The sequence below is a fragment of the Pseudomonas sp. X10 genome (assembly GCF_054889225.1).
In genome coordinates, this window is record NZ_CM142677.1 from 689,647 (window position 1) to 710,143 (window position 20,497).

Annotated in this window: 18 protein-coding genes; 10 read left to right on the forward strand and 8 right to left on the reverse strand. The window is 63.9% G+C overall.

Going from position 1 to position 20,497, the window contains the following annotated elements:
* Positions 1-17 precede the first annotated feature (17 nt).
* The 10 genes from eutC (ACYU03_RS03225) to ACYU03_RS03270 all read left to right on the forward strand — a co-directional run bounded on the left by eutC (ACYU03_RS03225) (position 18) and on the right by ACYU03_RS03270 (position 12,615).
* Positions 18-1,010, forward strand: a complete 993-nt coding sequence (gene eutC / locus ACYU03_RS03225; RefSeq protein ID WP_461888073.1) for an ectoine utilization protein EutC — start codon at positions 18-20, stop codon at positions 1,008-1,010.
* Between the two features lie 35 nt (positions 1,011-1,045).
* A complete protein-coding gene (doeA, locus tag ACYU03_RS03230; protein WP_461888074.1) occupies positions 1,046-2,236 on the forward strand; it encodes an ectoine hydrolase DoeA in 1,191 nt (396 codons plus the stop codon).
* A 3-nt stretch (positions 2,237-2,239) separates the two neighbouring features.
* The gene (doeB, locus tag ACYU03_RS03235; RefSeq protein WP_461888075.1) at positions 2,240-3,259 is read left to right on the forward strand and encodes a N(2)-acetyl-L-2,4-diaminobutanoate deacetylase DoeB; all 1,020 of its coding nucleotides are present in this window, start codon (positions 2,240-2,242) and stop codon (positions 3,257-3,259) included.
* 55 nt (positions 3,260-3,314) lie between these two features.
* Positions 3,315-4,787, forward strand: coding sequence for an NAD-dependent succinate-semialdehyde dehydrogenase (locus ACYU03_RS03240; RefSeq protein WP_461888076.1), 1,473 nt, complete (start codon positions 3,315-3,317; stop codon positions 4,785-4,787).
* 11 nt (positions 4,788-4,798) lie between these two features.
* Entirely contained in the window at positions 4,799-6,184 is a 1,386-nt protein-coding gene (locus tag ACYU03_RS03245; protein ID WP_461888077.1) for an aminotransferase, read from the forward strand.
* A gap of 266 nt (positions 6,185-6,450) precedes the next feature.
* Entirely contained in the window at positions 6,451-7,596 is a 1,146-nt protein-coding gene (locus ACYU03_RS03250) for a porin (RefSeq protein WP_461888078.1), read from the forward strand.
* Between the two features lie 142 nt (positions 7,597-7,738).
* Positions 7,739-8,908 carry a M20 aminoacylase family protein gene (locus ACYU03_RS03255; protein WP_461888079.1) on the forward strand — a complete coding sequence of 390 codons (1,170 nt, stop codon included), beginning with the start codon at positions 7,739-7,741 and terminating at the stop codon, positions 8,906-8,908.
* 45 nt (positions 8,909-8,953) lie between these two features.
* Positions 8,954-10,282, forward strand: a complete 1,329-nt coding sequence (locus ACYU03_RS03260; protein WP_461888080.1) for a citrate-proton symporter — start codon at positions 8,954-8,956, stop codon at positions 10,280-10,282.
* On the forward strand, positions 10,279-11,763 hold the full coding sequence (locus tag ACYU03_RS03265) for an amidase (RefSeq protein ID WP_461888081.1): 1,485 nt from the start codon (positions 10,279-10,281) through the stop codon (positions 11,761-11,763). The genes ACYU03_RS03260 and ACYU03_RS03265 overlap by 4 nt, the downstream gene beginning before the upstream one ends.
* An 81-nt stretch (positions 11,764-11,844) precedes the next feature.
* Positions 11,845-12,615 carry an IclR family transcriptional regulator gene (locus ACYU03_RS03270; RefSeq protein WP_461888082.1) on the forward strand — a complete coding sequence of 257 codons (771 nt, stop codon included), beginning with the start codon at positions 11,845-11,847 and terminating at the stop codon, positions 12,613-12,615.
* A 351-nt stretch (positions 12,616-12,966) separates the two neighbouring features.
* On the opposite strand, the gene ACYU03_RS03275 is transcribed toward ACYU03_RS03270, so the two are convergent.
* From ACYU03_RS03275 to eat, 8 genes are all read right to left on the reverse strand, one after another.
* On the reverse strand, positions 12,967-13,677 hold the full coding sequence (locus ACYU03_RS03275; protein ID WP_461888083.1) for a LexA family transcriptional regulator: 711 nt from the start codon (positions 13,675-13,677) through the stop codon (positions 12,967-12,969).
* A 162-nt stretch (positions 13,678-13,839) separates the two neighbouring features.
* Positions 13,840-14,367 carry an inorganic diphosphatase gene (ppa, locus tag ACYU03_RS03280; protein ID WP_461888084.1) on the reverse strand — a complete coding sequence of 176 codons (528 nt, stop codon included), beginning with the start codon at positions 14,365-14,367 and terminating at the stop codon, positions 13,840-13,842.
* 90 nt (positions 14,368-14,457) lie between these two features.
* On the reverse strand, positions 14,458-15,273 hold the full coding sequence (locus ACYU03_RS03285) for a M90 family metallopeptidase (protein WP_461888085.1): 816 nt from the start codon (positions 15,271-15,273) through the stop codon (positions 14,458-14,460).
* Between the two features lie 7 nt (positions 15,274-15,280).
* Positions 15,281-15,928, reverse strand: a complete 648-nt coding sequence (locus tag ACYU03_RS03290) for a DedA family protein (RefSeq protein WP_461888086.1) — start codon at positions 15,926-15,928, stop codon at positions 15,281-15,283.
* A 206-nt stretch (positions 15,929-16,134) separates the two neighbouring features.
* Complete coding sequence (locus ACYU03_RS03295) at positions 16,135-16,593, reverse strand: GNAT family N-acetyltransferase (protein ID WP_461888087.1); 459 nt, start codon at positions 16,591-16,593, stop codon at positions 16,135-16,137.
* A gap of 107 nt (positions 16,594-16,700) precedes the next feature.
* On the reverse strand, positions 16,701-17,519 hold the full coding sequence (gene eutC / locus ACYU03_RS03300) for an ethanolamine ammonia-lyase subunit EutC (RefSeq protein WP_461888088.1): 819 nt from the start codon (positions 17,517-17,519) through the stop codon (positions 16,701-16,703).
* 8 nt (positions 17,520-17,527) lie between these two features.
* Entirely contained in the window at positions 17,528-18,922 is a 1,395-nt protein-coding gene (locus ACYU03_RS03305) for an ethanolamine ammonia-lyase subunit EutB (RefSeq protein WP_461888089.1), read from the reverse strand.
* Positions 18,923-18,971: 49 nt separating this feature from the next.
* A complete protein-coding gene (gene eat / locus ACYU03_RS03310; protein ID WP_461888090.1) occupies positions 18,972-20,420 on the reverse strand; it encodes an ethanolamine permease in 1,449 nt (482 codons plus the stop codon).
* Between the last annotated feature and the right edge of the window lie 77 nt (positions 20,421-20,497).

Consider the following 20,497-nt stretch of genomic DNA (forward strand, 5'->3'; position numbering starts at 1 on the left):
TCAATGGAGGTTTTCCGATGCCTGCTATCACCCTGCTCAGCGAAGCCGACCTGCGAGCCTGTGTCGCCCTCGACCAGGCGGCTGTCGATGCTGTCGAGCAAGCCTTCGCCTTGCTGGCGACGGCCGCGGTGGCCATGCCACCGATCCTGCGTCTGGATGTGCCGGAATATAACGGCGAGGTCGACGTGAAAACCGCTTACCTGCCAGGCCTTGAGCGCTTTGCGATCAAGGTCAGCCCCGGTTTTTTCGATAACCCCAAGCTGGGGCTGCCCAGTCTCAACGGCATGATGATGCTGTTGTCGGCACGCACCGGATTGCTGGATGCCTTGCTGCTCGATAACGGCTACCTGACCGCCGTGCGCACTGCGGCGGCAGGCGCCGTGGCTGCCCGCTGGCTTTCCCGTGAAGACAGTCGCTGCGTGGCGCTGATCGGCAGCGGCGAGCAAGCCCGCTTGCAACTGCAGGCGTTGCGGCTGGTCCGGCCAATCGACACGGTGCGAGTTTGGGGCCGGGACCCGGCCAAGGCTGCTGCGCTGTGCGATGAGCTTGGGCGCGATGGCGGCTTGTTGGTCATTCCCTGTGCCTCGGTCGACGATGCCATGCAGGGCGTGGATATCGCCGTTACCTGTACGCCGAGCCGCGATCCTCTGATTGAACCGCGTCACTTGCATCCCGGGCTGCACATCACGGCGATGGGCTCCGATGCCGAACACAAGAACGAAATCGATGCCCGGGCCCTGGCCGCGGTCGACCGCTATGTCGCCGACCGCCTCAGCCAGACGCGGCTGCTGGGAGAGATGCATCACGCGCTGAAAGCCGGACTCATCAGTGAGGAAAGCGGCTTCAGCGAGCTTGGCCAGATCATCGCGGGCCAGCGCCCGGGCCGTGGCAGTGACGCCGAGGTCACGCTGTGCGACCTGACCGGTACCGGCGCTCAGGACACGGCGATCGCCAACCTCGCTCTGGAGCGAGCGCTCCAGGCGGGCAAGGGCTTCCAATTCAACAGCTGATCACAACCGCTATCTCACTCACAGAGGGCATCTGCATGTCTGAGGTCGTCGTCAATCTGCCGTTCAGTCGGCAGGAATATGCGCAGCGCCTGGCCAAGACCCGCGCCGCCATGCAAGAAAAGGGCATCGAGCTGCTGCTGGTCACCGACCCATCGAACATGGCCTGGCTGACCGGTTATGACGGTTGGTCCTTCTATGTTCATCAATGCGTGCTCCTGGCGCTGGACGGCGAGCCGGTCTGGTTCGGCCGTGGCCAGGACGCCAACGGTGCCAAGCGCACGGTATTCATGCAGCACGAGAACATCATCGGCTACCCGGATATCTACGTGCAGTCGCTCGAGCGCCATCCGATGGACTACCTGTGCCAGGAAGTTATCGTCCCAAGGGGCTGGGGCGCGGCGAAGATCGCCGTGGAGATGGACAACTACTATTTCAGCGCTGCCGCCTACCTGGCCCTGACAAAGCATCTGCCCCAGGCCGCATTCAGCGATGCGGCGGGCCTGGTCAACTGGCAGCGGGCGGTCAAGTCCACGCAGGAAGTCGAGTACATGCGGGTTGCCGCCCGCATCGTCGAGAACATGCATGCAAGGATCTTCGAACGCATCGAGCCAGGCATGCGCAAGAACGAGCTGGTGGCCGAGATCTACCACAGCGGCATCCTCGGTGCCGAGGGGCATGGCGGTGACTACCCAGCTATCGTGCCGCTGTTGCCGACCGGGGCGGACGCCAGCGCGCCGCACCTGACCTGGGACGACACCACGTTCCAGAAAGGCGCCGGGACCTTTTTCGAGATCGCCGGTTGCTACAAGCGCTATCACTGCCCGCTGTCGCGCACGATTTACCTGGGCAAGCCGCCCCAGCACTTCCTCGACGGCGAGAAGGCCGTGGTCGAGGGCATCGCCGCTGGGCTCGAAGTCGCCAGGCCAGGCAACACCACTGGGGATATCGCCAAGGCGTTTTTCACGGTGCTGGAGAAGTTCGGTATCCACAAGGACAGCCGCTGCGGCTACCCGATCGGTATCAGTTATCCGCCCGACTGGGGCGAGCGCACCATGAGCCTGCGCCCCAGCGACACCAGTGTGTTGCAACCGGGCATGACTTTTCACTTCATGCCCGGCCTGTGGATGGACGACTGGGGCCTGGAGATCACCGAAAGCATTCTGATCACCGAAACCGGCGTCGAGACGTTCTGCAACGTGCCGCGCCAACTGTTCGTGAAGGATTGAGCCATGAACGCATCATTGCCAGAGCTTCAGTTGCCGGCGAACCCGATCAGCAGCACGGTCGATTTTGCCAGTGACGGTGTGCAACACGGTTTTCTCAAACTGCCTTATTCACGGGACGACTCGGCCTGGGGCGCGGTGATGATCCCAATCACCGTGGTCAAGAACGGGACGGGCCCCACGGCCTTGCTCACCGGCGGCAACCATGGCGACGAGTACGAGGGGCCTGTAGCCCTGAGCAAGCTGGCGCAGCGTTTGAGCGCCGACCAGGTGCAGGGCAGGGTCATCATCGTCCCGTTCATGAACACGCCTGCCTTCCACGCCGGCCAGCGCACCTCGCCCATCGACAAGGGCAACATGAACCGCAGCTTTCCCGGCAAGCCGGATGGCACCGTGACGGAAAAGATCGCCGATTACTTCCGGCGCACGCTGTTGCCGCTTGCCGACATCGTCCTGGATATCCATTCCGGTGGCCGGACCCTGGACTTCTTGCCTTTCGCCGCCTGCCATGTGTTGCCCGACAAGGTGCAACAAGCACGCTGCGAGGCGGGCATGCGGGCCTTCGGTGCGCCGTACAGCATGCGCATGCTCGAACTGGACGCGCAGGCCATGTATGACACCGCGGCCGAGGAGCAAGGCAAGGTCTTCGTGACCACCGAACTGGGCGGCGGCGGTTCGTCGACCGCGCGCAGCATCGCGGTGGCCGAGCGCGGGGTCCGCAATCTGCTGATCCATGCGGGGATTCTCGAAGGCGAGGTCGAGCCCAGCGAGTCGGTCATGCTCGATATGCCCGACGGCGACTGCTTCGTGGCCAGTGAGCATGACGGTTTGCTGGAGATGTGCCGCGACCTTGGCGAGACGGTGGCCGAAGGCGAGGTCATCGCCCGTATCCACGACATCAAGCGCAGTGGCGCCGAGCCGGTCGAGTACCGGGCCCGGCGCAGCGGGCTGCTGGCTGCCCGCCATTTCCCAGGGCTGGTGCAGTGCGGCGATACCTTGGCGGTGGTCGCCGAGGTGGTGCGCTAGCGCGTTGTGCACCTCGCCATGGGGTGGGGCGATAACAAGAATTGGAGGATAGGTCATGCCACGCAAGCATTATCCCGGGCTCAAGAGCCTTTGCCATGTCGACGGCCAATGGCTGGACAGCGCCAGCGGCAAGCGCATCGCGGTACACAACCCGGCCAACCGCCAAGTCATCGGCCATGTGCCGCTGCTGGACCAGGAGCAGATCGTCGGTGCCATCGATGCGGCCGAGCGGGCCTTCGTCCCGTGGCGCGAGCAAAGCCTGGAGGCCAGGGCACTACTGTTGCGGCGCTGGGCCGACTTGATCATGCAAAACCAGGAAGCGCTGGCATGGACCCTCAGCGAAGAGCAGGGCAAGCCACTGGCCGAGTCGCGTGGCGAGATCGCCTATGCGGCCAGTTTCATCCCCTGGTTCGCCGAGCAGGCCTGGCGTCTCTATGGTCAGAACCTGCCCAGCCACATTCCTGGTGCGCACCTGGGCACGGTGAAGGAGCCCGTCGGCGTCTGTGCATTGCTCACGCCGTGGAACTTCCCCAGCGCGATGATCACCCGCAAGGCCGCAGCCGCGTTGGCGGCTGGCTGCACCGTGGTGGTCAAGCCAGCTCATGAAACACCGTACTCGGCTCTTGCCCTGGCCCAACTGGCGGAAGAGGCCGGGTTCCCGGCGGGCGTCTTCAACGTTGTCATCGGCGAGCCGCAGATGACTATGGAAACCCTGGTGCGCGATCCACGGGTGCGTTCGGTGAGCTTCACTGGTTCGACCCGGGTCGGCAAGCTGGTGCTACAGGCGGCGGCCCACGATGTGAAGAAAGTAGCTTTGGAACTGGGTGGCAACGCGCCGTTCATTGTCTGCGCCGACGCAGACCTGGAGCTGGCGGTGAAGGTGGCGGTCGCGGCCAAGTTCCAGACTTCCGGGCAGGACTGCTGCGCGGCCAACCGGATCATGGTGCAGCGGCCGCTGTACCAAGCGTTCCTCGCCCGTTTCGCGGAAGCGGTCAGGGCGCTGCGGGTGGGGCCGGCGATGGTCGACGATGAGGAGACGGCCGTGGAGGTCGGCCCGCTGATGCACCAGGCCGCCTTCGATGTAACCGCCGACCGTGTCGAGGATGCCGTGCGCAAAGGCGCCCAGCGCCTCGTCGGCGGTGAGGCGCATGCGCTGGGCGGCTGGTTCTACCAGCCGACGGTGCTGGCCGATGTCACCCCGCAGATGCGCATCTACCAGGAAGAAAACTTCGCACCGATTGCCGGCGTCATGCCGTTCGACACCCTCGACCAGGCGGTGGAAATGGCCAATGACACCGAGTATGGGTTAGCGGCCTACATCTGCTCTAACCGCCTGGACTTGGTCTATCCGTTGATTCGCCGGTTGGACCACGCGATGGTCGCCGTCAATGGCGTGAAGTTCACCGGCCATCCAATCCCGTTCGGCGGCATGAAAGCCTCGGGGCTGGGGCGCGAAGGCGGTAGTGAAGGCTTCGAGCCCTTCGTTGAAACCAAATACTTTTGCTTGCACCACCAAGGTCAGTTTTAAGGAGCGTCCCAATGAGCCAAGAATTCAACTCACTGTTCGAACTGGATCGTGCCCACTTCATGCACCCATCGACCCACGCCCATGACCACAGCAGTGGTGCGCTCCAGGGCCGGATCATCAAGGGCGCCGAGGGCATCCGCCTGAAGGATCACGAGGGCCGGGAGCTGATCGATGCGTTCGCTGGCCTGTACTGCGTGAACATCGGCTACGGCCGTACCGAGGTGGCCGACGCGATCTACAAACAGGCCAAGGAGCTGGCCTATTACCACACTTATGTGGGGCACTCGACCGAAGCGATCATCGAGCTTTCCAAGCGCATCATCGATTGGGCGCCGGAGGGCATGAAGAAGGTCTACTACGGGCTTTCGGGGTCTGACGCCAACGAAACCCAGATCAAGCTGGTGCGTTACTACAACAACATTCTCGGTCGCCCGCAGAAGAAGAAAATCATCTCCCGCGACCGCGGCTACCATGGCTCGGGCATTATGACTGGCAGCCTGACCGGCCTGGCCAGCTTCCACCAGAACTTCGACCTGCCGGCCGAAGGCATCAAGCACACGGTATGCCCGCACTGGTATCGCAAGGCTCCGGTCGGCATGGATGAGCAAGCGTTCGTGCAGTACTGCGCCAATGAGCTGGAGAGCATGATCCTCGCCGAAGGCCCCGATACGGTCGCGGCGTTCATTGGCGAGCCGCTGATGGGCACCGGCGGCATCATTGTTCCTCCTAAGGGTTATTGGGCTGCCATCCAGGCAGTCTTGAACAAGTATGACGTGCTGCTGATCGCCGACGAGGTGGTCTGCGCCTTTGGTCGCCTGGGTTCGAAGATGGGCAGTCAGCGCTACGGCATGAAGCCGGACCTGATCACTACCGCCAAGGGCCTGACCAGCGCCTACGCGCCACTCTCGGCGGTGATCGTCGGCGAGAAGGTCTGGGATGTGATCGAGCAGGGCTCGCAGAAAGAAGGCGCCATGGGCCATGGCTGGACCTATTCGGGCCATCCGGTATGTGCCGCGGCGGCCTTGGCCAATCTGGATATCCTTGAGCGTGAGAACCTCACCGAGAACGCCGACACCGTGGGCGCCTACCTCAACCGCAGGATGCGTGAAGCCCTCGAAGGGCATCCGCTGGTTGGCGAAGTGCGGGGCGACGGCATGCTGGCGGCCGTGGAGTTCATGGCCGATCGCGAAGCCCGCACCCCCTTCGATCCCGCGCTCAAGGTCGGCCCGCAGGTATCGGCGGCCTGCCTGGCGCGCGGGATGATCGCCCGGGCGATGCCCCATGGCGACATTCTCGGCTTCGCGCCGCCCCTGGTCCTGACCCAGGAAGATGCCGACCTGATCGTCGACATCACCAAGGGCGCGATCGATGAGGTGGCCAACAAGGTGTTGGCATAAAGGTCCGGGCTGGCCAGTGATGGCCAGCCCTTTTTCTCCCCCTCTCGACCCTCTCGCGCTCCCAGCGCAATCGACCCCTCCACGAAACGCCGCTAGTGCCCCGCTGCCAGGGTACATAGTGGTCATTAACCTGAACGTAACTGTTGACTGAGCGTGCCAGCTGTTCCGCGCGATGGAACCGCTGTGGATTGCCTTGCATGGCCTACCCGGATTTTGCTGAAAGCGCGCCGACGGCCCTGACAACGACAATCCAGGAACACATGCCAATGCAGCCCCGCCCAGACTTCAGCAAACGCTCTCTGTTCACCCTCACCGTCCTCTTGGCCTTCCCGGCAGTGAGCCAGGCCGAGGGGTTTCCCGGCATTGCCCGCATCGCCCCTGGCTTTGGCGACTACAACATCGACCGTGGTTTTGACGACAAGGCGCGGGTCTATGGGACCCTGGACGCCTTCGCCAGCTACCATGATTCCGGCCACCACTCTGGCTGGCGCCTGGAAGGCGGCGGAGCCTGGACCAACAAGTTGGGCCTGTACCTGCGCAAGGCGCTGGACGAGGACACCGTGCTCGAAGCGGACGTCGAGGAGGGCTTCAACCTCAATGGCCAGGCCCTGGACCAGCACTGGAAGCAGATTGGCGCATTGCGCCTGGCAGTGGTCGCGCTGCGCACGCGGCACTACGGCAAGCTGGAGTTCGGCAAGACCTACAGCATGAGCACGCCGACCTATGCCGACCCTTTCCTCGCGGTCTACGGCTCGCCCTACACCTTCCTGACCCTGCCGCCGCATGGCAAGGGCGCCTATTACCTAGACGTGCGGCCCAAGCACACGCTGGCCTACACCACACCGTCCTACCACGGTTTCAGCGTCGGCAGCGCGCTGTCCTTCGGCTTCGACGACGCATCGAGCGCCGGGCGGACCGTACGCGGCAAGGGCATCAGCCTGCAGTACCGTGACAGCCGGCTGATTCTGCTTGGCTCGTACAACGACTACCTCAGCGACCCATGGGACGACGACAACGGGCGCAGCCGGCAGACTCACAACACTTTCAAGAGCGCATCGGTCTTCTACGACTTCGGGCCCTTCTCATCCAACCTCACCTGGCAACGCCAGGAGGTGGACTACAGCGGCACGCCGAGCATGAGCGCCTGGACCCTCGGGCTCATGGCGCCAGTCGGGGCGCGCGACCTCGCCAGGCTGGCCGTGACCCGGCGCACGATTGGCGCGGGGCAACAGGATGCCACTGGGGTGATGTTCGGCTACGACCATTTCCTGCGGCCGAACCTGGCGCTCTATGGCCGCGTGGCGTTGATAGACAACCAGCGCCAGGCCTCGGTGAGCTACGCCGGCATTCCCGTGGAGCAGGCGGGCGACGACCCGTCCAATGTCGCCATAGGCCTCTACTACCACTTCTAGCGACGTGAGGTTCCACCCTGTGGAACCATCGCACGTTGCCCTCCGGCAGCAGTGCGCGCTTTACTGTTGAAAAGCCAATCCGGCATCCCCGCCGGTCCCAGCAACAAGACCGGATCACAATCCGGCCACCGGAGTGCCTGCCATGCCACTGCACGACCATATCTTTGCCTGGCTCGATGACAGGGCCGAAGAGTTCAAGGCCCTGCGCCAGGACATTCATGCCCATCCCGAGCTGGGCTTCGAAGAACAACGCACCGCCGACCTGGTGGCCGACCTGCTCGGTCAGTGGGGCTACGAGGTGCACCGGGCTGTCGGTCGCACCGGCGTGGTCGGTGTGCTGGGCAACGGCGACTCGCCCCGGCGCCTGGGGCTGCGCGCGGACATGGACGCATTGCCCATCGACGAGGCCACGGGGCTCGCCTACAGCAGTTGCCACGGTGGCCGCATGCATGCCTGCGGCCATGATGGGCATACGGCGATGCTGCTCGGCGCGGCCCGTTACCTGGCTGCCACCCGGCGGTTCGAGGGCACTCTGACCTTGATTTTCCAGCCCGCCGAGGAAGGACAGGGTGGCGCTCTGGCCATGCTGGAGGACAACCTGCTGCAACGCTTCCCCTGCGACGCACTGTTTGGCATGCACAACATGCCTGGGCTGGAGACTGGCCGGCTGTGCTTTCGCAGCGGGCCGATGATGGCCTCGCAGGACCTGCTGGAGGTGCGCATCGAAGGCGTTGGCGGCCACGGCTCGATGCCGCACTTGAGCGTCGATCCGCTGGTGGCTGCGGCGAGCGTAGTGATGGCGCTGCAGACAGTGGTCGGGCGCAACGTCGATCCGCAGCAGGCTGCGGTGGTCACCGTCGGTGCCCTGCAGGCTGGTGAAGCGGCCAATGTCATCCCGCAGCAGGCGCTGCTGCGCCTGAGCTTGCGTGCACTCGACGCCGAGGTGCGCGAAAGGGTGCTGGAGCGGGTGCTCTCGATCATTCACAGCCAGGCGCAGAGCTACGGTTGCCAGGCCAGCATCGAGCACCGCCCGGCCTATCCGGTGCTGGTCAACAGCACCGAGGAAACCGAGTTCGCCCGTCAGGTCGGCATCGAGCTGGTGGGCGCCGAACAGGTCCAGGACGCGCCCACGGTGATGGGCAGCGAGGACTTCGGCTGGATGTTCCAGCGCTGCCCCGGCAGCTACCTGTTCATCGGCAATGGCACCGGGCGGCCGATGGTGCACAACCCGGCCTACGACTTCAACGACGACATTCTGGTGCGCGGTGCCGCGTATTGGGCGGCGCTGGCCGAGCGCTGGCTGCAGGCCTGACAGCCCTGTTCCCACGCCCCTTTCTTTCTTCCAGGAGCATCCGTGATGCAGACCTCTTCCAGCACCGCTTCGCGCAACCGCCAGGTGGTGGCCGCGGTGATCGGCAACGCCCTCGAGTGGTACGACTTCATCGTCTACGGCTTCCTTTCCAGTCTGATCGCCCGGCTGTTCTTCCCCTCGGACGATGCCTATGCCTCGCTGCTGATGGCCCTGGCCACCTTCGGCGTGGGCTTCTTCATGCGCCCGGTGGGTGGCGTGTTGCTTGGCATGTACGCCGACCGCAAAGGACGCAAGGCGGCGATGCAACTCATCATTCTGTTGATGACCTGCTCCATCGCTCTCATCGCCTTCGCCCCGGACTACGCCGCCATCGGCCTTGGCGCGCCGGCGTTGATCGTGATCGCACGTCTGATTCAAGGCTTCGCCACCGGCGGTGAGTACGCCAGCGCCACCTCCTTCCTGGTCGAAACTGCACCGCCGAACCGTCGCGGTCTATACGGTGCCTGGCAATTGTTCGGCCAGTGCCTGGCGGTGTTCGCCGGTGCTGGTATGGGGGCGCTGGTCACCCATACCCTGTCGCCTGAGGCCCTGGATAGCTGGGGTTGGCGTGTGCCTTTCCTGCTTGGCCTGCTGATCGGTCCGGTGGGCCTGTGGATGCGCCGGCACATGCAGGAGAGCGACGACTTCATCGCTTCACGCAAGGCCGGTGAGAAACCTGTTGGCTTGCGCCAGGTGCTACGTGAACACCGCCGCGCGGTGCTGGTAACCATGGGCTCGACCATCAGCGGTACTGTGGCCTTCTATGTGGTGCTGGTGAACATGCCGACCTTCGCCCATACCCAGTTGGGCCTACCATTGGATCAGGTGTTCATGGTGCAAATGCTGGCCGTGGCGCTGATGACCGTGGTCATCCCCGTGGCCGGCAGCCTTTCCGACCGTTACGGCCGGCGTCCGGTGCTGTTCATTGGGGTGTTGGGCTTCTCTGTGCTGGTCTACCCGTTGTTCTCCTGGGTTGCCAGTGCGCCGAGCATCCAGAACCTGCTGGTGATGCAACTGCTGCTGTGCAGCATGATTGGCGTTAGCTACGGCCCGGCGCCCACTGCTGTGGCCGAACAGTTCCCCACACGCGTGCGCTCCACCGGCCTGGCCCTGGCCTACAACGTTGCGGTGATGCTGTTCGGCGGTTTTGCCCCGTTCATCGTCGCCTGGCTGACCCGCGTCGGTGGCACCCCGGTAGCGGCTGCCTGGTACGTGCTGGCAGCCTCGTTGATCGGCCTGCTCGCTATCGCCTTCCTGCGCGAAGGCGCGCCTGAAGCCTTGGCCCGTCGCCGTGCTCGAACCGCTCTTTCCACTGCCCCCGGAGTTTCTGAATGACGACCAGCAGACCTCTCCCTGAACGCTACGCCACGCCCTTGCGCGAGGATATCGTCGCGCTTGACGCGCTACCGCTGTCGGAGGCGATACGCACCCGCCAACTGGCCTGCCGCGAAGTGATGCAGGCGTACCTGGAGCAGATCGATCGCTATAACCCGCAGGTCAACGCGCTTGTTTCGCTGCGCGCCGAGGACGACTTGCTGCGCGAGGCCGACCAGTACGATCGCCTGCTCGAGCAGGGACAGTGGCTCGGTTGGCTGCATGGCATGCCCCAGGCCCCCAAGGACCTGGCTGCCTGCGCCGGACTGGTCACCAGCATGGGGTCGCCGCTGTTCGCCCGCCAGGTTACTGCCCATGACGCCTACGCAGTGGAGCGTGTGCGGCGGGCCGGGGCGATCTTTATCGGGCGCACCAACGTGCCCGAGTTCGGTCTTGGTTCGCACACCTACAACACCGTGTTCGGCGTCACCGGTAACGCCTACGACCCGTCCCTGAGCGCTGGCGGCAGCAGTGGTGGCGCAGCAGTGGCGCTGGCCTTGCGCATGCTACCGGTGGCCGATGGCAGCGACATGATGGGCTCGCTGCGCAACCCGGCCGCTTTCAATAACGTGTATGGCTTGCGCCCGTCCCAGGGCCGCGTACCCTTCGGCCCGACCGCAGAACTGTTCGCCCAGCAGTTGGCCTGCGAAGGGCCCATGGGGCGTAGTGTCGCCGACGTTGCTGCACTACTGCGCACCCAGGCCGGCGCGGCTGCGGGGGCGCCGCTGTCGCTGCGCGGCGCCGACGATCTCGCCGGGCCGCTGGAGCGTGATTTCAAGGACGTGCGCATCGGCTGGCTGGGCGACTTCGCTGGCTACCTGCCCACCGAGTCGGGCCTGCTGAAACTTTGCGAAGCCGGCCTGGCGGACTTTCGTGCTTTGGGTGCGGAGGTCGAGCCCTGCCACCCGGACTACGACATGGCGCGCCTGTGGCGCTGCTGGCTGACGCACCGTCAGTGGCTGGTGGCTGGCAACCTGGCCCAGGCATACGCCGACCCGGCGCTGCGGGAGCAACTCAAGCCCGAGGCCATCTGGGAAGTCGAAAGCGCTTCGAGCCTGAGCGCCGCCGACGTCTATCGCGCCTCAGTGGATCGCAGCGATTGGTACCGCGCCCTGGAAAAGCTCTTCGAACGTTACGACTACCTGCTCTTGCCTAGTGCCCAGGTGTTCCCTTTCGATGCACAACTGGCGTGGCCAAAAGCTATCGATGGACGACTGATGGACACCTACCACCGCTGGATGGAAGTGGTGATCGGTGCCACCCTCGCCGGGTTGCCGGCGATGAACGTACCGATAGGCTTCAACGCCACCGGGCTGCCCATGGGCGTGCAGATACTCGGCCCGGCACAGGCCGACCTGGCGGTACTGCAACTGGCACATGCCCACGAGCAGCAGACCCGCTGGGTCAGCCGGCGGCCGCCTGCGATGCTCAGTGAGCGTTGATGTGCGGTCCCGAGCGGATATGGCACGCATTCTGCCTCTGCGTTACTGACAACAGTGCGTGAAGCGACATGGGGAGCCGCGATGCAGGCAAGAGAGGATGGCGGCACGGTGCGCTCGGTAGGGCGCGCCCTGGCGATTGTCGAGTTGCTGGGCGAGCACGGCTCTCTCGGGCTGGAGGAGTTGCACTACCTGACCGGCCTGCCCAAGGCCACGGTGTCGCGGCTTCTGCACACCCTGCAAGAACAGGGCTGGCTGTACCGCGGCCTGTGCGATCGGCGCTACCAGCTGAGTTCGCGACGCTTGTTCGGCGATGCCGGCGAACGCCAGAGCCGGCGTCTGCTGGAAGAAGCAGCGCCGTTGCTGAAGGAACTCAGTGAACGCACTGGGCTGGTCGCCGACCTGTCGTTCTTCGATGGTGCCAACTTGCGCGTGGTGGAAAGCTCGGTCCCCGAGCGCTTGCGCAAACGTTACCCGAACAACAGCCTGGTCATCGGCCTCAAAGCCAGCCTGTTCCACTCTGCGATGGGGCAGGCATGCCTGGCGGCGCTGGATACTGAACATATCCGTGACCTGGCCGAGCGCCACCCGCTGCAGGGAGAGGAACTGCTGAAACTGCACGAACGCGTGCACCATCGTGGTTTCGGTGAACGTACCGAGGGCCATTGGGAGTATGCGGTACGCCTACCGTTCCTGATCCGTGCCATCGCACTGCCGGTGCAGGCCGGAGAGCGGGTTCTGGGCAGCATCGCGCTGCACTGGCCGCAAGACCAGGACAGTGTCGAGCAAGTACGCCGCCGACATCTGGGTAGCCTCGGTGCTGCCGTCGAGCAACTGCAGCGCAACTTGGGTTGAAGTTGGCGAGCGGCGACTCAGGGTGCTCCGGACGATGGCCATCCTGACGCTTCGCTTGCACTCATGATCGATATCTTGGGCTAAAAGTAGGCGGGGGGCCGTAAATCGAGGGCGGTAGGCATTAAAAAGCCGGCTTGTGGCCGGCTCCTCGGGGACGGTCTTGGCTAATTTTTGGTAAGCCGCAACCGCCTTAAACCATGATTGGCACTGTGGCCTGAAAAGATGGCAGACGGCTGTGTGAGGCGTCGCCAGGCCCTCTAGTACGCGGCTGGTGCCGGTAGGGGGCAAAATGTGCCGCGTAGGATACAAGGGCTGACACGGGTTGCCCAGCAAAAAATTGTGCCTGATGTTTCAGTCCGGACGGCTGGGGCGCAGGTGCGACCACCAGAAGACCCAGCCGATGATTCTCAGATCCTGGCGCTTGCGTTGCGCGGCGGTGTAACGCTCGGTGGGATAGTTGTGGTTGTCATGGCTGTGCAGGAACAGGGCGCCATTGTCGCCGAGGCTGAGGGTGTGGATGCGCAGGACGCCGTTGTGCAGTAAGGCGTAGGTCTCGCCTGGAATGATTCGGGTCAGGCTGCGGTCGACGGCCAGCAGGGTGCCGAGGGGAAGCACAGGGTTCATGTTGTGTGCCGGCATGTCCAGGCAAAGACTGTGTTCGATGGCGACACCCAGGGTGTCGAGGGCTTGCCTGGGGAGGCGCAGGTGACGGCCCGGTATCGACTCGAGATGGCCGTCATGCACGCGATGAAACGGGATCCGTGCGTCTGGCCCGTCATGTGCCATCAACCCACTGAGCGTTCCGGCTTCGGGGGCCGACCCTGGGCGCGTTATGCAGAGTCGCGGCAGTGGGGAAGGGTGCTTGGGGCCTTCGCCTGTGCGCAGCCAGCGGGGGTGTACGCACAGCAGTTCAGCGAACTCGTCGAGCCGGGCCAAGGGCACGCCACGCTTGAACCAGTTGTTTACATGCTGTGGGGTGACCTTGCGATGGGCGGCAAAGTCGGAGGCGGTCAGGTTGCATTCCTGCAGGAGTGTTTTGAGGCGTTCACCGGAGCTGTTCATGGGCCCGAGTTTATCGGGTGGTCTTGCCTAGGGAAATAAACGGTAAGTTCAGCTTCTGAGTGAAAAAGGTAGCGATCTGAAAGAATTTTCCTAGGACCTAGTAGGATTTTGCTTGCAGGCATAAAAAAGCCCCGCCGAAGCGGGGCTTTCCATCCGTCAGGCTCAGCCTTTGTAGGCAGCGGCCGATTTGCTGATGGCGGCGCGGGCGGCGTCGGCGCCGTCCCAGCCTTCGATCTTGACCCACTTGCCCTTCTCGAGATCTTTGTAGTTCGCGAAAAAGTGCTCGATCTGCTGGATCAGCAGTGCTGGCAGGTCGGTGTATTCCTTAACGTCGACATACAGCTGCGACAGCTTGTCGTGAGGAACTGCGATGACCTTGGCATCACCGCCGCCATCATCGGTCATGTTCAGCACGCCGACCGGACGGGCGCGGATAACCGAGCCTGGGGCGACCGGGTAAGGCGTTACGACCAGCACGTCCAGTGGATCGCCGTCGTCAGCCAGGGTGTTGGGGATGTAGCCGTAGTTGGCCGGGTAGAACATTGGGGTAGCCATGAAACGGTCGACGAACAGGCAGTCGCTGTCCTTGTCGATTTCGTACTTGATCGGCGCGTGGTTGGCCGGGATCTCGATGGCGACGTAGATGTCGTTCGGCAGGTCTTTGCCAGCCGGAATCTTGCTGTAGCTCATTGGGCATTGCCCCCATGTTTGACCAAAAATTGGTCGCGATTATAGGCACATTACGCAGGGCTTGCCACGTCCGCTCGGATGTCTGGCCCCTTACCCCTGTGGCTCACGGTAGAGTGGATGCTCCTCCTGCAGGCGGGTCAGGCGGGCCAGCGGGTCCTGGCGGTAGAACAGCCGCAACTGTTGGTAGACGGCGGGGTAGGCCTGTTGCAGCAGGTCGGGGGCGCTGAAGAAGTACTCGCTGGTGACGGCGAAGAACTCCGCCGGGTTTTCCGCGGCATAAGGGTCGATGGTGGTCTCGGCGTCCGGGTTGTGGTCCAGTTGCCTGTTGAGGTCGTCGTAAGCCTGTTGCATGGCCTGGGCCCACTCTGCGACAGGCATGCCGTCGTGCAGAGGCGGCAGGCCGTTGGCGTCGCCGTTGAGCATGTCGAGTTTGTGCGCCAGTTCGTGGATGACCAGGTTGTAGCCTTCCCAGCCACCGCTGGCCAGCACGCCGGGCCAGGCCAGGATCACCGGGCCTTGCTGCCAGGCTTCACCACTGTGCTCGCCGTCCCATTCGTGCTCCACGCCACTGGAGTCACGGTGGCGCTGGGGGCTGACGAAGTCGTCGGGGTAAAGGACGATCTCGTGGAAGCCATGGTACCAGTTCAGGTCGCCCAGGTGCAGTAGCGGCAACTGGGCCTGGGCGGCGAGGAACAGACGCTGTTCGCCATCGAGCTCGACACCGGGTAATGGGGTCAGGTGCTTATCGTGGAGGAACAGCACGCAGGCCTCACGTAGCCAGCTGTCCTCCTCTTCGCTGATGCCATCGAGCAGCGGCAGGCGTTCGCGCACGGCCTGCCAGCGCTGAGGGTCGATGGGGTGGCGCGCCAGCGTGCGCTGGCGCCGCCAGGCGCGCAGTGACCACATGGGCCGGTCAGTGAGCCTTGGCCGTGCGGCCCAGGCGGCTGCGGACCAGGCCGATGATCATCGGCACCAGCGACAGGAGGATGATCGCGACGATCATCAGTGAGAGGTTTTGCTTGATGAACGGCACGTTGCCGAAGAAGTAGCCGAGGGTTACCAGGCCGCCGACCCAGAGCACGGTACCGGCCACGCTGAAGCCGAGAAAGCGCGGGTAGTGCATCTTGGCGATGCCGGCGACGAACGGGGCGAAGGTCCGCAGGATCGGCAGGAAGCGCGCCAGGGTCACGGTCTTGCCGCCGTGGCGCTCGTAGAAATCGTGGGTCTGCTGCAGGTAATCGCGGCGGAAGATCTTCGAGTTCGGGTTACGGAACAGCTTTTCACCCGCCGTCCTGCCGATCACATAGTTGGTGCTGTCGCCCATTATCGCTGCAGCCATCAGCAGCCCGCCGAGTAGCACCGGGTCCATGCCGCCGCCAGCGGCCACCGCGCCGGCGATGAACAGCAACGAGTCGCCGGGCAGGAACGGCATGACCACCAGACCGGTCTCGCAGAAGATCACGGCGAACAGGATGGCGTAGATCCAGGGGCCGTAGTTGTTGACCAGCAGATCGAGGTAGGCGTCGAGATGCAGGATAAGGTCCAGCGGGTTGAAATCCATGTACAGCACCTGTGTTCTTGACCCGCAGCTACGGGCGCGCGATGACGAATATTACGAGGGCGTAGGCTTGATTACCCAGGGGTGAGTAAATTTTCACACATGACTAGGGCGGCATTATACGGCCATGTCAGGATTGTGCCCGGACACTTTGTAGCGGAGGATTTCGGCGGGTGAGCCGGCAGGCGGGCGCCTGCCGGGGGTAGGGCTCAGTCCGATTGGATCGGCAGGACGTAGTTCTTGAATTCGGTGTCTTCATGAAAGCCTATAGACTCGTAGGTTTTCATCGCCACTTCATTGTTGGTGCTGGTGGACACGCGAAGGCGCACGGCGTTGGTTTCCTTGGCCATTTTTTTTGCCTCGCGTATCAGGTTGTCGGCCACCAGCATGCGCCGGGAGTCCTCGGCGACATAGATGTCGTTGAGGATCCAGACCCGCTTGAGCGACAGCGAGGAGAAGCTCGGGTACAGCTGACAGAAGCCCAGCAGCTTGCTGTCTTCATCGTCTGGCAGGGCCAGGTAGATGACCGACTCGTCGCGCTTGAGGCGTTTTTCCAGGAAGGTGCGCGAGGTGTCCGGGTAGGGTAGCTGCCCGTAGAACTCGCGGTATTTGACGAAGAGCGGGGTGAGCAAGTCCAGGTGTTCCAGGGTTGCTTTGATGATGCGCATAAGCAGGCCTCAGAGTCCATTGGGGGAGCGGCGGGTCGCCGGTAGCCTTCGTCCGAATGCTGCCCAATGCGGGTAAAAAGCGCAATCGGCCATAGATGACATGATTTTCACCCTTCACCCAGCAGGAAGTTCCCGCTTTTGCCGGAGGGGTGATCGCTTTCCAGCGTCTGTACCTGCGCCTCGTCCTTCAGGTTGACGCCGGACAACTGCCGGCGGCAGGCCTCGCGCATCAGGTACAGCAGGCGGTGGGCGGCCATCCCGTAGCTCAGGCCCTCCAGGCGTACATTGGAAATGCAGTTGCGGTACGCGTCGGTCAGGCCGACGCGGGGCGCATAGGTGAAATACAGGCCCAGACTGTCGGGCGAGCTGAGGCCGGGGCGTTCGCCGATCAGCATGACGGTCATGCGTGCACCGAGCAGTTCGCCGACTTCGTCCGCCACCGCGACCCGGCCTTGCTCCACCAGGATCACTGGGGCGCTCGACCAGCCCTCGGCGGCCGCCTGTTCTTCGAAGCGGGCCAGGAAGGGCAGGGTGTGGCGGTGCACGGCCAGGGCCGAGAGCCCGTCGGCGACGACGATCGCCAGGTCAATGCCACCCGGGTTGGCCTGGGCATGCTCACGCAACAGACGGGCCGAGTCTTCATCCAGGCGCCGGCCCAGGTCGGGGCGTTGCAGGTACTGGTGGCGGTCGCTGGCCGCGCTGTGCAGCAGCAGGCTGTCACGCTTGCGCTCGCTGAGCTGGGCCCGCAGGCTGACATGGTCGAACGCCAGGTGCACGGCATCACGGGCCTGGGCGTGGGCGAACTGGAAGTCGAGTTGAGCGCCAGTCGGCAGGCTGGTGCCGGTGCGGCCCAGGGCAATGCGCGCTGGGGTCAGGTTGCGCAGGGCCAGCCAGGGGTTGTCAGGGCTGGGAGTGTGCTTGCTCATGCTCACCTCTATCCGAGCTGCGCCAGGGCCTGGCGGAAGGCCGGTGGCAGGTTGTCACCGAAACGCACCCGGCCGTCGGCCTGGGTGAAGATGCCGGTCCGTGCGAGCCAGGCCTCGAATTCCGGCCCGGGCTTGAGGCCCAGGGTCTGGCGCGCGTAGAGCGCGTCGTGGAAGGAGGTGGTCTGGTAGTTGAGCATGATGTCGTCGGAGCCGGGGATGCCCATGATGAAGTTGATTCCGGCGACCCCGAGGAGGGTCAGCAGCGTGTCCATGTCGTCCTGGTCGGCTTCGGCGTGGTTGGTGTAGCAGATATCGCAGCCCATGGGCACGCCCAGCAGCTTGCCGCAGAAATGGTCCTCCAGGCCGGCGCGGATGATCTGCTTGCCGTTGTACAGGTACTCCGGGCCGATGAAGCCGACCACGGTGTTGACCAGGAATGGCTTGAAGTGGCGGGCCACGGCATAGGCGCGAGTTTCGCACGTTTGCTGGTCGACGCCATGGTGAGCGTTGGCCGACAGGGCGCTGCCCTGGCCGGTCTCGAAGTACATAAGGTTCTGCCCCAGCGTGCCGCGGTTGAGGCTCAGGCCGGCCTCGTAGCCTTCCTGCAGGACGTTGAGGTTGATGCCAAAGCTCGCGTTGGCCGCCTCGGTGCCAGCGATGGACTGGAACACCAAGTCCAGCGGCACGCCGCGGTTGATCGCCTCGATGGAGGTGGTGACGTGGGTCAGCACGCAGGCCTGGGTCGGAATCTCATAGCGCTGGATGATGGCGTCGAGCATTTCCAGCAGAGCGCAGATCGAGGCGATGCTGTCAGTGGCTGGGTTGATGCCGATCATGGCGTCGCCGTTGCCGAACAGCAGTCCATCGAGGATGCTGGCCGCGATGCCGGCCGGCTCATCGGTAGGGTGATTGGGCTGCAGGCGGGTCGACAGGCGCCCGCGTAGGCCCATGGTGCCGCGAAAGCGAGTGACCACGCGGATCTTCTGCGCCACCAGGATCAGGTCCTGCACGCGCATGATCTTCGACACGGCGGCGGCCATCTCCGGGGTCAACCCGGGAGCCAAGGCGCGCAGGCTGTCTTCGTCGGCCTGCTCGCTGAGCAGCCAATCGCGCAGGCCGCCAACGGTCAGGTGACTGACCGGGGCGAAGGCCTGGGGGTCATGGCTGTCGATGATCAATCGGGTGACTTCGTCCTCTTCGTAGGGGATCAGGGCCTCGTTGAGAAAGTGCGACAGTGGGATATCGGCCAAGGCCATCTGCGCGGCGACACGCTCACCGTCGTTGCTGGCAGCGACGCCGGCCAGGAAGTCGCCGGAGCGCGCCGGGCTGGCTTTGGCCATGACTTCCTTGAGGCTATCGAAGCGGTAGACCTGGTTGCCTACCGTGTGTACGAAACTTGCCATACAGAATCTCCAGGGCGCCGCAGGGCTGGCCTGCGGCGAAAAGCAGCGATCAGTGCAACGCCTCTTCGGCCTTCTGGATCGCGGCGAATTCCTCTTCTGGCGTGCCAGCGACCAAGTGGTGCCGGCTGTAGAACGCGAAATAGGCAATCAGCACGCCATAGATCACCGCAGCGCCAATCACTACGCGTGGGTCGACCAGGAAGCCGGCGACCACTGCCAGGCAGGCCAGCACCAAAGCCACGCCCGAGGTGAAGATGCCGCCCGGGGTACGGTACGGACGCTCCATTTTGGGGCGGCGGATACGCAGGGTGATGTGCGCCGCCATCATCAGTACATAAGACAGGGTAGCGCCGAATACCGCGACGAGAATCAGCAGGTCACCTTGGCCGGTCAGTGACAGGGCGAAGCCAATGATCCCGGGGATCACCAGGGCCAGTACCGGGGCCTTGCTCTTATTGGTCTGCGAGAGCTTGCGAGGCAGGTAGCCCGCACGGGAGAGGGCGAAGATCTGCCGCGAATAGGCGTAGATGATCGAGAAGAAGCTGGCGATCAGGCCGGCCAGGCCGACCAGGTTGACGAAGCCGCCCATCCAGGTGGAGCCGCCATAGGCCTTGGACAGGGCTTCGACCAGCGGGTTGCCTGAGGCTTTCAACGCTTCGGAGCCTGCGCCACCGGGGCCGATCACCAGGATCAGCAGGGCGAAGCTGAGCAGCACCAGCATGGCGCCGATCAGGCCGCGAGGCAGGTCGCGGCGGGGGTTCTTGGTTTCCTCGGCAGCCAGCGGCACGCCTTCGACGGCGAGGAAGAACCAGATGGCATAGGGAATTGCCGCCCATACGCCGACATAGCCGAAGGGCAGGAAGCTGCTGGCGCCGGCGGCGTCGGTCTGGGCGATGTCGAAGAGGTTGCGTGTATCGAAATGGGGCACCATGGACACCAGGAACACCCCTAGGGCGATCGCGGCGATGGCCGTGATGATGAACATCAGCTTGAGCGCTTCACCGACGCCGAAGATGTGGATGCCGATGAAGATGATGTAGAAGGCCAGGTAGATCATCCAGCCGCCGATTCCAAACAACGACTCACAGTAGGCGCCGATGAACACGGCGATGGCTGCCGGAGCGATGGCGTACTCGATGAGGATCGCCGTGCCGGTGAGGAAGCCGCCCCATGGCCCGAAGGCGCTGCGGGCAAAGCCATAGCCACCGCCTGCGGTAGGAATCATCGACGACAGCTCGGCCAGGGAGAAGCACATGCACAGGTACATGGTGGCCATCAGCAAGGTAGCGAGGAACATACCGCCCCAGCCACCTTGGGCCAGGCCGAAGTTCCACCCGGCATAGTCGCCGGAGATCACGTAGGCCACCCCCAGGCCCACCAGCAGCACCCAGCCCGCGGCGCCCTTTTTCAGTTCTCGTTGCTGGAAATACTCCGAGCCGACCTTTTCGAAGTCGACAGAAGAACTCACCGGCACGCTGCCGGTATGATCGCTTGGCATAGTGTTCACCTGTTTTTTCTTGGGTGCCGCAGGGACTGCGGGCCTGTGGTGATTTGTCTAGCAGGAAGTGAGCCAGG